This is a genomic window from Nonlabens sp. SY33080, assembly GCF_011784885.1.
Lineage (GTDB): Bacteria > Bacteroidota > Bacteroidia > Flavobacteriales > Flavobacteriaceae > Nonlabens > Nonlabens tegetincola.
This window is the reverse complement of sequence record NZ_CP050461.1, coordinates 1,973,773-1,987,425: the sequence shown is the minus strand read 5'-3', so window position 1 is coordinate 1,987,425 and position 13,653 is coordinate 1,973,773. Positions and strand designations below refer to the sequence as shown.

The following is a 13,653-nucleotide window of genomic DNA, read 5'->3' as shown; positions in this document are numbered from 1 at the left end:
TTTACTAGGCTACAGATTTAAATAGCGTGTGTTTTAACAGTTGTTCTATCGCAAGCAAACAAAAGGCGATTAATGCAAATGCTCTAAATTTTTCTTGCACACTATAAAATTCAAATTGCTCTATTTCAGTTTTTTCAAGTTGATCGATTTCATTATAAATTTCTTTTAACTTTTCATCATCAGTTGCTCTAAAATAGCGTCCACCGGTTGACGCGGCTATATTTTTTAAAAGCTCTTCATCGATTTCTACAGGTAACATTCTAAATTGAAATTCCCCATTAGGATACCTGCTGTATGGTGAAAGAGCATTACCATTTGTACCTATTCCAATGGTGTATACCTTAATTCCAAATTCGACGGCAAGTTCTCCGGCTATTTTGGGATCAATTACTCCGCTGTTATTCACACCATCAGTCATGAGTATGATTACTTTACTTTCTGCCTCACTTTCTTTAAGTCTATTAACTGCTGTTCCTAATCCCATTCCGATTGCAGTACCGTTTTCTAGCACTTCGTCAAATTCGATACCTTTTACCGCATTGAGCGAGACCTTTTGATCGGTAGTAATCGGTGTTTTAGTATAACTTTCTCCTGCGTATACTACAATACCTATACGGTCATTTGGCCTGCCTTGTATAAAGTTTGTAGCAACTTCCTTAGTTGCTTGTAATCGATCCGGTTTAAAATCTCTTGCCAGCATACTAGCACTCACATCAATGGCAAGAACTATATCTATACCACTGGTTTTTTTTGTTCTAGTAGTAACATCGGTTGTTTGAGGTCTTGCTATGGCTATAATTAATAAAGCGATAGCTAATAATCTAAGTAAATAAAGTATAGGCTTTAATTTACCTAAAAGTGATTCTTTAAACTTAAAACCAGCTGTACTAGAAATATAAACCTCTGCTTGTTGTTTTCTATGTGAAAAAAAATAGAATACCGCTAGCGGAACTAATAACAATAACAACCAGAAAAACTCTGGATTTAAAAACTTTATGTTTTCAAAGTTCCACATCTTTTACTTGTCTTTATTATTAGGTTGTTGAATGGATGAAGGTATGGTCAAACTTTCTATAACCCTTTCTTTAAGCTGTTGTCCATATTGTCTTTCTTCTAATTCTTCATCGTCCATGATATTATAAACCATACACTCAACTACACCAGGTCCTGTAGCATAAAATCTGGTTTCGTAATCGTATTTATTTCCCTCACGTTCAAAACTTCCTGTGATACTTATACCTTTTATGTTGTTGGTAGTGATTTCACTGTCAAAGTTTAGGATGTTTGATGCTCCTGTTTCTTCTAATTGTTTAAGGAAAATATCTATAAACTCTTGTGGATTAATTTCTTGTTTACCTTGCGTAGCACTTGCTGGTATTTGGTATGTTTTTACATAAACTCCTGCAAGATCTTTATCGTCTTTCCATTCAAAGACTTGCTCATTGATTTTTGTAGCAGTACTTTCTTCCTCACTGTTTAAGGTTGATTGTCTAACTAGTATTTCTGGTGTATCAAGTTGAATGCTTGGTAAACCATACTCTGCCGTATACCATTCTTGCTCATTATAACTGCGCAGTTTATTTCCAAAGACACTATCCTTTACATTGTCCCAACCTGAAAAGTAAGTCCATATCCCAATACCGCTACAAATGACTAGTAGACTAATTGCAGAAACTAGCAATCCTTTTTTAAGGGCTTTTTTTCTAGCTTGTTTTCTTTGATATTCTGCGCTTAGCATGAGCTCTTCTTCACTAGGTGGTGGCAACACTTGATGAATGTTGTATATGATATCGTGTGCATAACCACGATCTTCTTTGGCACTTATAGAGTCACTTGAGGCGCCAGCAAACTTGATTAAATCAGCTTTTTGAAGCAATGATTCTAGTCGATTTTCCGAATTCTGGGTGATGTGCATGCCCTTTTCATTCATCACAACCTTGAGCTCGGTAAGCAGTTGTTGTGTGGTGCTTTCCATCGTACGCCCATAAACCTTCGAATCTATATATCTTCTTATGATATATGTGATTTCAGAATAGTAGCTTTTCCAATCTCTGTTTTCTAGCCAATTATTGTTTTCTAGTTGTTTAAGACGATATATCGCCCATTCATATGGAGCTAGTGTATCCTCATAGCTTTTCTTTTCACGCTTTCGCGAAAGCAAATAAATAATAGCTCCAATAGGTAATAAAAGAAATAGCCACCACAACCAGGACCAATCTGTTCTCGTAACAGTTTCAATATTAAGTGTGTCCTTAATAGGGAACATTTTTTGTTTAGTAGTATCTACTTCAACTTCTCTTACACTTACAAGAAGTGAATCAGTTAGGACTTGCTTATCATCGTTTATAAGGACTTTTAATTGTGGTATCCAGTAGTCACCGCTGTCCCATTGTGTTACTCCGTACTTCTTAAAAAGCTGAAATTTATCATCAGCAATAACACTATCTACTGGATATGATTCTAAAACCTCTAAAGCTCCATAGGCAGGTTGCTCTGGAAAGATTACTAAATCACTTTTTTGAGCCGTAATGCCAATTTCTAGAACTACTTCTTCTCCAATTTTAATAAGGTCACGATCTACTTTTGTAGATACTTCTGGTTGTTGAGCTGTTGCCCAAGCAGAAACAATAAAAAAGAGGTACAGTACGTATTTCATTATCTTGCTTTAAAGTAACCTAATAATTTTTTTGAATAATCTTCTCTAGTTTCTAGATCAATAGCTCCGGCATCAGACCTAGTAAAAGCATCTCTAAAATAAGCTGCTTTTTCTATATGATGAGCGGCATACTCACGGCGAGTTTTGCTAGAGTTTGTATTAATGAACAAATTTTTTCCTGTTTCTAGATCTTTAAATTGGACCAGGCCTATTTTAGGAAGCTCTTGTTCATGCTTATCGTAAATTCTTACTCCAGTAACATCATGCTTACGTCCAATTATTTGTAAGGTTTTCATATAATCATCACTCATAAAATCAGACAAAACAAAAACAATGGCTTTCTTTTTAAGAACACCAGCCATATATTTTAAAGCCCCAGAAACATCAGTCTTTTTGTGTTCTGGTTTAAATTCCAATAATTCTCTTATAATCCTAAGAATGTGTGACTTTCCTTTTTTTGGTGGTACAAATAATTCTACTTGATCCGAAAAAAGTAATAACCCTACTTTGTCATTGTTTTGTAAAGCACTGAAGGCTAATGTTGCACACAGTTCTGTTATAATCTCCTTTTTAATTTGATTTTGAGTTCCAAACAAAGTTGAAGAACTTACATCTACTACTAGCATTAACGTGAGTTCACGTTCTTCTTCAAAAACCTTAATATAAGGCTCGTTATATCTAGCGGTAACGTTCCAATCTATATTACGAACATCATCACCAAATTGATATTGACGCACCTCGCTAAAAGTCATTCCTCTTCCTTTAAAAGCACTATGATACTCACCACCAAATACAGCGTCGCTCAATCGACGTGTTTTGATTTCAATTTTTCGTACTTTTTTTAAAAGCTCCTGAGTATTCATGAAGTTACGTTGCCTGTGGAACACAGGGATTTGTTACTAATTATAGATTTATTAAAAGGATTATTTAGATGCTACGGTACCTCTATGGTATTTACAATTTTATTTATGATATCAACACTTGAAAAGTTTTCTGCCTCTGCTTCATAAGTGATACCAATTCTATGTCTTAAAACATCAAGAACAACCGCTCTCACGTCTTCAGGAATTACGTAACCACGACGTTTTATAAACGCGTAACATTTTGCCGCCTTGGCTAGATTGATAGATCCACGAGGTGAAGCACCAAAACTAAGAAGAGGTTTTAACTCCTCTAGTTTATATTTCTCTGGATATCTAGTAGCAAAAATGATATCTAGGATATACTTTTCTATTTTTTCGTCCATGTAAACCAATTCTACAGCATCTTGTGCTTTTAGGATTTGCTCGGTTGTGATGACTGCATTAGGAACTGGAAAATCCTTTTTAAGATTTGCACGCATGATGTGTTGTTCATCATTTAACGTGGGATAATCAATAACTGTTTTTAACATGAAACGGTCCATTTGAGCTTCAGGTAGTGGATAAGTACCTTCTTGATCAACTGGATTTTGAGTAGCCATAACTAAGAAAGGTTTTTCTAGACTGAAAGTAGTTTCTCCAATGGTTACTTGCTTCTCTTGCATGGCTTCTAATAGGGCACTTTGAACCTTGGCAGGAGCACGATTGATCTCATCTGCAAGGACAAAATTTGCAAATACAGGACCTTTTTTAATGCTAAAATCAGCGTCTTTCATGTTGTAGATTAAAGTTCCTACAACATCGGCTGGTAATAAATCTGGAGTAAACTGTATTCGAGAAAAGCTAGCACTTACGGCTTTTGACAAGGTGTTAATGGCTAGAGTTTTGGCTAGACCAGGCACACCTTCTAGTAAAATGTGACCGCGTCCTAATAAACCTATGAGCAAACGATCAATCATATACTGTTGACCGACTATCACTTTATTCATCTCGCTTACAAGAAGATCAATGAACTGACTTTCTTGTTGCACTTTTTCATTTATGCTTGCTATGTCTATCGTACTATTATTTTGTTCCATGTCTGGATGATTAATTCGAATAGCTAATTAAAAATTGGATTAACTATTGTAAGTTGTCTTTGTACGCTAAAATAACAAACAGAATAAGGACTGCTCTAGGTTTAAAAATATTTTATGTTAATCAATGTGAAATTAGAATTGCGGTTGTAGAAAATAAAAAAAGCCTCCATTTTACAGGAGGCTTTAAGTATGCGTTATAACTTTATTACTTTGACTTTTTATAAACAGATCTAACACCGATTCCAATAGCTGCGGCTGCGGCAATTAGTAAACCTGGAATAGGAGCAACATCTTCAACTGTGTCATCAAAACCTGGTTGAGCACTTGCAATACTTCCAATTAAAATAAAAGCGAATAATACTAACTTCTGTGAATTTTTCATTGTCAAAAAAATTGAATTTTAATACTTGAATTACATCAAGAGTAACAAATATAACAATTGGTTGCTAACTTTTTAAAAAGCAGGTAAATATTTAACCTCTACTTAAACTTGATTTCATCCTTGAACAAGTCTGTTTACTGAAATACAGAAGGTTGTATTAAAACACAAAAGATTTAATTTTATCGAAAACAAAAAACCCAAATCAATATGATTTGGGTTTTTAATTCTATTATCTAATGGAATTAAGCTTGTGCCTCAGGAACAATAGAAACAAATGATCTATTATTACCTTTCTTAACGAACTTTACTGTTCCATCAACTTTAGCATGTAAAGTAAAATCTTTACCTGCGTATACGTTTTCACCTGGGTGGTGCTCCATACCTCTTTGACGAACAATAATGTTACCAGCTACTGCTGCTTGTCCACCAAAAATTTTAACACCTAATCGTTTCGATTCTGATTCTCTACCGTTCTTAGAACTACCTACTCCTTTTTTATGAGCCATGATGTTTTATTTTAAGCTTTCGCGAAAGCGAAATAGGTTAAACTTATTTTTCAACTCCTCCGTCTAGACGGTCTTGAAGTTCTTTTAATTCATCCCACTTACCATCAGCTGCAAGTTGAGCTTGTTGTGGCCAAGTAGTCGTTACGTGATTTCCACGAACATCCTTAATCATTTCAGAAATGTCCTCTGGTTTTGCGTTTGCAAGATCTGAGAAAGTAACAATTCCTGATTCATTAAGAGTTGTAGCAATCTTTGGACCAATACCTTCGATTTTCTTTAAATCATCACCTTTTGAGCTTGCTTTTGGTGCAGCTTTTTTAGGTTCAGCTTTTTTCTCTTCTTTCTTAGCAGCAGTTTTTTTACCGCCAGTAATTGAAATACTTGAGATTTGGATTTCAGATAAGTATTGTCTGTGTCCGTTTTTCTTTTTGTAACCTTTTCTACGTTTTTTCTTGAAAACGATTACCTTGTCACCTTTAAGGTGGGAAAGTACTTTTGCTTCTGCAAATGCACCTTCTATAACTGGGGCGCCGAGTGTGATGTTGTCACCGTCACCTACTAGAAGAACTTTGTCGATGTTAATAGTAGCACCTTCATCTTCTTGTAAGCGATGTACAAACAACTTCTGATCCTTCTCGATCTTGAATTGTTGCCCTGCTATCTCTACGATTGCGTACATAATTACGAATTAATGTTGTTAATTTAGGGCTGCAAATATACTGCTATTCTACAAATTAGCAATAGTTATCAACATTTCTTCAAGAATTTTATGCTTGCTGATTAAGTGGTTTTTGTTTGGACCTAATTTCTTTGGTGTTCCAGGATTGTTTGTAAATAGGTAAAATTACTAATGATGCTACAATCGTAGTTGCTACTCCAGATAAAAATACAAAAAGCAACAAGGCTACTTCTAATCCTTCACCTGCTATTGTAATTTGTTGTTTGAGTTCATTGGCTAATTCGGGATGAATTTCAAATAAATAAATTGCCATAAAGACTGTAAATATGGTGGTGGCAATAAATCCTGCTGTTAGAGAAGCCGTAAATCCTTCCATATATTTAAATTGTCCTCTTTTCTCCTCGTAAACTTTTTTAATAAGTTGCCATAGCCCAAAACCGACAATAGCGGCATTGAAAAAACTTAACCAGGACTCGTTCCCAAATCCGATAAAGTCAATTATAACGAAATAGATAATTAATGCTAGAGCTATTAATAATCCGTATTTAGTAGTTTTTGAAAAATTCATGATATAATATTTTTAGTTCAGTTTTCTTTTAAATATCGAACTTTTGTATCGTAGTCATGGTTGATTTCAAATAAGTTTAACTTGAAAACGAAAGAATTACCAGTATTTTTACAAAGATTTGTATTGTTTGTAACATTTCGATCAAATCTTACACTAACACAAACAGTTGAACTAAAGTATCAAAAAACATGAAAAAAATTGTTTTGAGTCTGGTAGCTGGTTTTACAGCATTAACTGGATTTTCCCAAGAGGTGGATTTTATAGAATATGATTTACCTAATGGACTGCACGTTATTCTTCACCAAGAAAATGCTGCTCCTGTTATTACAGTAGGAGTGATGTATCAAGTAGGTGCAAAGGATGAAGAGCCTGGAAGAACTGGGTTTGCTCACTTTTTTGAACACTTGTTGTTTGAAGGAACTGAGAATATTGAAAGAGGAAAGTGGTTTGAAATAGTAGGAGCAAATGGTGGTAGTAACAACGCAAATACCACTCAGGATAGGACTTACTATTATGAGACGTTTCCTTCTAACAAGCTAGAATTAGGTCTTTGGATGGAAAGTGAGCGTATGTTACATCCTAAAATTGAACAAATAGGTGTAGACACACAAAATGAAGTAGTAAAAGAAGAGAAAAGACAGCGTATCGATAATGCACCTTATGGAGCTATTCTTTACAGAACAGGTATCGATAAGCACTTGTTTAAAAAACACCCATACGGGCAGTCAGTTATTGGGTCTATGGAAGATCTTGACGCTGCAAAATTGGATGAGTTTATTGGTTTCAACGATAAGTACTACAATCCAAATAATGCAGTGCTAGTAGTTGCAGGAGATATCCAAATCGACGAAACTAAAAAGATGATTGAGGATTATTTTGGGCCTATTCCTAATAATGCTCCAACGAACGTGAGAAAGGAAATAGTTGAGGACCCAATTACGGAAACTCGTTTTGCAACAGAATACGATCCAAACATTAGTATTCCTGTAAAAATCTTCTCTTACATCACGCCAAAATCGGTAGAAAAAGATGCTTATGTACTGGATTATATATCTAGTATTCTTACAGGTGGTGCAAGTTCTAGAATGCAGAAAAGAATGGTTGAAGAAGAGCAAATCGCTTTTCAAGTTCTTGCTTTCAATCAAGCAAATCAAGACTACGGAACTTATACCATGGGAGCTCTTCCTAAAGGTGATGTAACACTAGATCAACTAGCAAAAGTGATGGACGAAGAAATTAAAAAACTTCAAACTGAACTTATCTCGGAAAAGGAACTAAAAAAGCTTAAAAACCAATTTGAAGCTCGTTATGTTCAATCTAATTCAAGAGTTGAAGGTATTGCTTCATCTCTTGCTACTTATTATATGTTAAAAGGTGGTGCTGATAAAATCAATAAAGAACTAGATATCTATAAAAGTATTACTAGAGAAGATATCAAACGAGTTGCAAATACTTATTTAAACCCTAATCAACGATTAGAACTAGATTACTTTGCTGGTGAAGCACCTCAAGACGCTTCAAATGAAGAAGTGAAAGTTGTTGATAATAAAATCCAAATCAATAAGATTTACTTTGATAACGATAAAGCAACTATCAAATCAGAATCAGCTAAGGAGCTAGACCGAATAGCAACTTTTATGCAGTCTAATCCTTCAATGGAAATAATGGCAGAATCTTATACAGATAGTAAAGGAGCTACTAAATACAATAAGGAATTGTCTCAAAAACGTGCAGAGTCTGTAAAAACATACCTGGTTTCAAAAGGTATTGCTGAAAACAGAATTACAGCTGTAGGTAAAGGAGAAAGTAATCCTGTAGTAGATTGCGATTCTCAAGAATGTACAGAGGAACAGCATGAGCAAAATAGGAGAACTGAATTTACGATCATAAAAAAATAAAGAATTAAAATGAAAAAGCAACTTTTATATACTCTGGCAGTACTTTTTATCGGGTTAACCGCTACTGCACAGATTGATCGATCAAAGATGCCTGAATCTGGTCCAACACCAGAAATAAACATGGGTAAACCATATACATTTGAGCTTAAAAATGGGCTTCAGGTTTTGGTAGTTGAAGATTCTAAACTTCCTGTAATCAACATGAGTTTAAGTCTTGATAATCCACCAATTATTGAAGGCGATAAAGCTGGTGTACAATCCTTGACCTCTTCTATAATGGGTAAGGGAACTTCAAAAACACCTAAGAATGACTTTAACGAAAAAGTTGATTACTTAGGTCTTAGAGTATTTGTAAATGCAAACGGCGGTTTTGCCTCTGGTTTATCTAAATACAAAGAAGATATTTTCTCAATGTTTACTGAGGCGGCTTTATATCCGAATTTTACCGAAGAAGAATTAAAACTAGAACGTGATAATTTAATTCAAGGACTTAAATCCGGTGAAAATAGTGCTGCTTCAATTGCTGGAAAAGTTCGTGGTGCGTTAGTGTATGGTAAAGATCATGCCGCAGGAGAATTTGCAACAGTAGAATCGGTAGAAAGTGTTACGCTAGATGATGTTAAAAACTTCTACAACACTTACTTCAAGCCATCTCGTGGGTTTCTTGTAATTTCTGGTGATATTACCAAAAAGGAAGCTAAAAAGCTTGCTAAAAAATACTTTGATAAGCAGTGGGAAGAAGGCCTTGCTCCTAAGGCACAATTGCCAGCAGTGCAAGACCTTGCAGAAAGACAAATTAACTTTGTTGATGTTCCTAATGCAGTACAAACTGAGCTTGCAGTTATGCATGTATCTGATCTTAAAATGAATGATCCTGATTATCATGCCGCTGTACTTGCTAACTACATTTTAGGTGGTGGATTTAATTCATATGTTAACATGAATCTTAGAGAAGAACATGGATGGACTTATGGTGCACGTACATCTCTAGGTAGCGGAAGAAATTACAAATCTACATTCAGAGCTACGACAAAAGTGCGTAACGAAGTTACAGATAGTGCTGTTGTTGAAATATTCAAAGAAATCAACCGTCTTAAGACTGAGGATGTAGATCCTGTAGTTCTAGAAAATGCCAAAGCAAAATTCTTAGGAAGTTTTATCATGCAATCAGAAGATAAAGAAGTTGTTGCAGATAGAGCAGTAACAATAAGAACAAACAATCTTCCAGAAGATTTCTACAAAAACTTTATAAAAAACATCAATGCAGTTACAGTTGCAGATGTGAAGCGCGTTGCAAATAAGTACTTAAAGCCTGAACAGGCTCGTATAGTTCTTGTAGGAAAAGCAAGTGATGTACTAGAGAACCTAGAAAAAATGAAAATTGATGGATTGCCAGTAGATATCAAATTCTTTGATAAAGAGGCAAACCCTACAGAGCGTCCATCAACAGTAGAAGTTCCAGAAGGATTAACTGCACAAAATGTTCTTGACAACTATATAGCAGCTATCGGTGGTAAGGAAGCTGTTCAAGGAATTAAAGATGTGAATACATTCTCTGCCTACACATCTCCTATGGGAGAACTTATACTAGGAGTAAAGAGAGCACAAGGTGATAAATGGTCACAATCTATAAAAATGGGTGGTCGTGAAGTAAACAAACAAGTTTACTTGGACGGGAAAGCCACTGTAGGTGCCATGGGACAATCACAGGAATTATCTGGTAAAATGTTAGAATTAGTAAAAGATCAAGCTTTATTTTTCCCTGAATTATATCATGCAGATAAAGCTACTCTTGCAGGAGCACAACGTTTAGGAGATAATAACGTATACATTATCAAGTGGAGTGATACAAAAAAATCATTCTATGATACTGAAAGCGGTCTTTTAGTTGGAGAAGAAGTGGTATCTATGGGACCTCAAGGTGAAATCACTACTATCCTTAAGTATAGCGATTACGAGGAGTATAATGGAGTGAAGTTTCCTACCGTAATGGTTCAGCCTATGATGGGACAGGAGCTTAAATTTGAGACTAAAGATCTTAAAGTAAATACAGGTTTAAAAGACTCTGATTTCTAGTAAGATCTCGCTTTCGCGAAAGCGAAATAATGAAACGTAAAACCGGTTACTAGTCAGTGGCCGGTTTTTCTTTTTTTGCTCTTGTTACCAATACCACTGCAAAAATTATTACCGCAGTAGAGATGCCTTGCCATAAATTAAATGATTCGCCATCCAAAATTCCCCAAGTAAGTCCAACTACAGGCATTAAGTATGTGACACTACTTGCAAATACAGGAGATGTAATTTGAACAAGTTTGTTAAACATGATCTTTGCTGCTACGGTACCAAAGATGCATAAAACGACAATATAGCCTAAGCTTTTTTGAATTTGTGGGTTGGTGTAATCCAGACTGTGACCATCAGAAAGAAATAGTACGATTACCGCAAGTGGAGTAATAAATATGAAGTTACCTGCCGCGATAGCTAGTGGTTTTACGTTTTGTAAATACCTTTTAATAATATTGACATTGCTGGCGTAACAACAGCATGCAATAAGTACAAACCCGGCAAAAAGATAATTTTGATCTGGATTGCCTTCCATCCCGGCAAATATTAAACCTATGGCACCACCTAATCCAATTATTACGCCTAAAAGTTGTACTCGACTGAATGATATTCCAAAAACTATCGCTCCTAGAATAAGCGTGATTAAAGGCACTGTAGAGTTTAATATACCGCTTACTGCGCTATCGATTTCTGTTTGGGCATAAGCAAAAAGAAATACTGGAAAAAAAGTTCCCAGTAAACCAGAAATAAACAACCATAAATAATCACTCTTGCTTGCTTTTTTAAAGCTAGATAGTCCAATCACAGTTAATATCACACCTGATAAAATTACACGCAAGGCTCCTAGCTGTAAAGGTGTAAGGGTGAGATTACCATTCTCTTGACCCAAAGCTTTTTTTATAAGAATAAATGAAGAGCCCCAAATAAGACTTAGAATGACAAGATAAACGTACTTTAATTGGCTCTTTTCCATCTATGCGATTTTATAAAATGCAAAGGTGGTTCTATTAATTTGATTGAACTAATAATTTAAAACCAATGATTTGAAGAAGGTTTTGATTAAACTAACTGTTTAAAGATAAACATATTACGATTTGTTAGACTACTTCCATTGCAAGGTTTCCAGTAGATTGATCATATCTTTTTTGACATAATCAACTGCAGGAAGAATACTATCGTAGTTGGGTCTTGTGTCAAAATACAGACTAGCGGTCAAAAAATGGTTGGTACTATCAGTGACGTAAAATTGTGCATTACTCGCAGCGTTACCTTCTACTTCATACATCATTCCATAGACTTTAGATTTCTCATTCATAAATGGATAATCCTTTATTACATCGGCTTTTATATTATGCTTATAAGATAATTTTTGGCCGTCAATTAACAGTTGAGTTAAATTATCATCTACCTTATTGTAGGTTAGGTAAACAGTGGCGTCCATGTAGGGATATTCGATTTTCATTGAGCAATCGTTCTTGCTCAATACTCTAGCATACTCGTTGAGTTCAAAAACAAAAGGACAGTAATCAGTGGTAGTGGTACCGTATGTCGCATCGGGATACTGTAGCGCTAGACTTGCGCTAGGTTTGGGTAATACATCTTCATCACCACAGCTGGTTAAAATCAAGAAGCAAGAAATTAAAATCAGTTTTATGGTAGTGTGCATTTGATTTGTTTGATTCGTTTATTGTCCATCGCTTCTACTAAAAACGTGAATCCTTTGAACTTTATTTTATCTAATTTACGAGGGAAATTACCTGTTTGTTCCAATAAAAAACCTGCTAAAGTCTCTGATTCTCCACGTGCGCTTTCATATTGTTCTATTACTTCTTCATCAAGGTCTAGTACTCGGTAAAAGTCTTTCAGAGAAGTTTTACCTTCAAATACATAGTTTTTCTCATCTAGTTGTGAATAGACCAGATCTTCTTCGTCAAATTCATCACTTATATCACCTACAATCTCTTCTATTATATCCTCAAGTGAGATTAGGCCACTAGTACCACCATATTCATCCACCACTATAGCTAGATGCTTTTTTTGAACCTGAAATTCTTGAAGTAAGTCATCAAGTTTTTTGTTTTCAGGAACAAAATAGGCTTCTCTCAATAACTTTGTCCAATCGTAGTTTTTGCGATCTACATAAGGTAATAGATCTTTTACATACAATACGCCTGTGATTTGATCAATGCTTTCTTTGTAAACAGGGATTCTTGAATAGCCGTTATCTACGACAAGAGTAATAACTTCTCTAAACGGTAGTGACTCATCTAGAGCAAAAACATCTGTGCGATTGCGCATTACGTTTTTCGTGTCGGTATTACCAAAGTTTACAATTCCTTGTAGTAATTGTTGTTCCTCATCGGTAGTGTCGTTTTCATCGGTAAGTTCTAAAGCCTGAGATAACTGTGATACCGTTAAATTACTTTTTTTACTACCTAAATTGTCTTGTATTTTCAAGGTTATGAATCTCATGGGTAAGCTCAAAAAACTGAATAATACATCGAGAACTTTTAATGGAACCGCCATAAAATTTGAAAACCCTATCGGGTTACGATTTGCATATACTTTTGGAAATATTTCGCCAAAGAGCAAAATTAAAAAGGTAGCAAACAATACCTCTAGGGCAAACCTTATCCAGCTAGTTTCTATATCTGCAAACCACTGCTCTCCTAACAAGCTAAAAATTAAAACCGATGTAATATTGATTGCATTATTAGCAATAAGTATGGTTGCTAGTAACTTTTTTGGTCTTTCAAGTAGCTTACTTACGACATTTTGTTTGGTAAATGCTTCATTTGGTTCTTCTAGTTCGCTAGAAGTAAGGGAGAAAAAAGCTACCTCGGCACCACTAATTAAAGCACTACAAATTAAAAGTAATAAATAGATTACTAGGTAAAGCGCTTGCTCACCTTGCGTTACTAATAATAAGGGTAAATGTTCAGGATCAGGATCCACTAATCA

13 protein-coding genes are annotated in these 13,653 nt (G+C 35.1%); 2 read left to right on the top strand and 11 right to left on the bottom strand.

The window, feature by feature from the left end; genetic code table 11:
• Nucleotides 1-4: 4 nt before the first annotated feature.
• From HCN53_RS08895 to HCN53_RS08860, 8 genes are all read right to left on the bottom strand, one after another.
• On the bottom strand, nt 5-1,015 hold the full coding sequence (locus HCN53_RS08895; RefSeq protein WP_167342724.1) for a vWA domain-containing protein: 1,011 nt from the start codon (nt 1,013-1,015) through the stop codon (nt 5-7).
• A gap of 3 nt (nt 1,016-1,018) precedes the next feature.
• Nucleotides 1,019-2,656: a hypothetical protein gene (locus HCN53_RS08890; protein WP_240919341.1), complete on the bottom strand. Its 1,638-nt coding sequence runs from the start codon at nt 2,654-2,656 to the stop codon at nt 1,019-1,021.
• The gene (locus HCN53_RS08885; RefSeq protein WP_167342723.1) at nt 2,656-3,519 is read right to left on the bottom strand and encodes a DUF58 domain-containing protein; all 864 of its coding nucleotides are present in this window, start codon (nt 3,517-3,519) and stop codon (nt 2,656-2,658) included. The genes HCN53_RS08890 and HCN53_RS08885 overlap by 1 nt, the downstream gene beginning before the upstream one ends.
• 71 nt (nt 3,520-3,590) lie before the next feature.
• Nucleotides 3,591-4,595 (bottom strand): AAA family ATPase, encoded by a 1,005-nt coding sequence (locus tag HCN53_RS08880; RefSeq protein ID WP_167342722.1) that lies wholly within the window; start codon nt 4,593-4,595, stop codon nt 3,591-3,593.
• A gap of 205 nt (nt 4,596-4,800) precedes the next feature.
• Nucleotides 4,801-4,977 (bottom strand): hypothetical protein, encoded by a 177-nt coding sequence (locus tag HCN53_RS08875; protein WP_167342721.1) that lies wholly within the window; start codon nt 4,975-4,977, stop codon nt 4,801-4,803.
• 242 nt (nt 4,978-5,219) lie between these two features.
• A complete protein-coding gene (rpmA, locus tag HCN53_RS08870) occupies nt 5,220-5,483 on the bottom strand; it encodes a 50S ribosomal protein L27 (RefSeq protein ID WP_042276905.1) in 264 nt (87 codons plus the stop codon).
• Nucleotides 5,484-5,526: 43 nt separating this feature from the next.
• Nucleotides 5,527-6,162, bottom strand: a complete 636-nt coding sequence (rplU, locus tag HCN53_RS08865; protein WP_167342720.1) for a 50S ribosomal protein L21 — start codon at nt 6,160-6,162, stop codon at nt 5,527-5,529.
• An 88-nt stretch (nt 6,163-6,250) separates the two neighbouring features.
• On the bottom strand, nt 6,251-6,730 hold the full coding sequence (locus HCN53_RS08860; RefSeq protein ID WP_167342719.1) for a DUF4199 domain-containing protein: 480 nt from the start codon (nt 6,728-6,730) through the stop codon (nt 6,251-6,253).
• A 188-nt stretch (nt 6,731-6,918) separates the two neighbouring features.
• Here HCN53_RS08860 and HCN53_RS08855 point away from each other — a divergent pair, with 188 nt between their 5' ends.
• Entirely contained in the window at nt 6,919-8,628 is a 1,710-nt protein-coding gene (locus HCN53_RS08855) for an insulinase family protein (RefSeq protein WP_105017906.1), read from the top strand.
• Between the two features lie 9 nt (nt 8,629-8,637).
• Nucleotides 8,638-10,704, top strand: a complete 2,067-nt coding sequence (locus HCN53_RS08850) for an insulinase family protein (protein ID WP_167342718.1) — start codon at nt 8,638-8,640, stop codon at nt 10,702-10,704.
• A gap of 49 nt (nt 10,705-10,753) precedes the next feature.
• On the opposite strand, the gene HCN53_RS08845 is transcribed toward HCN53_RS08850, so the two are convergent.
• The 3 genes from HCN53_RS08845 to HCN53_RS08835 form a co-directional block, all read right to left on the bottom strand.
• The gene (locus HCN53_RS08845) at nt 10,754-11,665 is read right to left on the bottom strand and encodes a DMT family transporter (protein WP_042276916.1); all 912 of its coding nucleotides are present in this window, start codon (nt 11,663-11,665) and stop codon (nt 10,754-10,756) included.
• Nucleotides 11,666-11,794: 129 nt separating this feature from the next.
• Nucleotides 11,795-12,358 (bottom strand): gliding motility lipoprotein GldD, encoded by a 564-nt coding sequence (gene gldD / locus HCN53_RS08840; RefSeq protein WP_060523554.1) that lies wholly within the window; start codon nt 12,356-12,358, stop codon nt 11,795-11,797.
• On the bottom strand, nt 12,343-13,647 hold the full coding sequence (locus tag HCN53_RS08835) for a gliding motility-associated protein GldE (protein WP_060523555.1): 1,305 nt from the start codon (nt 13,645-13,647) through the stop codon (nt 12,343-12,345). The genes gldD and HCN53_RS08835 overlap by 16 nt, the downstream gene beginning before the upstream one ends.
• Between the last annotated feature and the right edge of the window lie 6 nt (nt 13,648-13,653).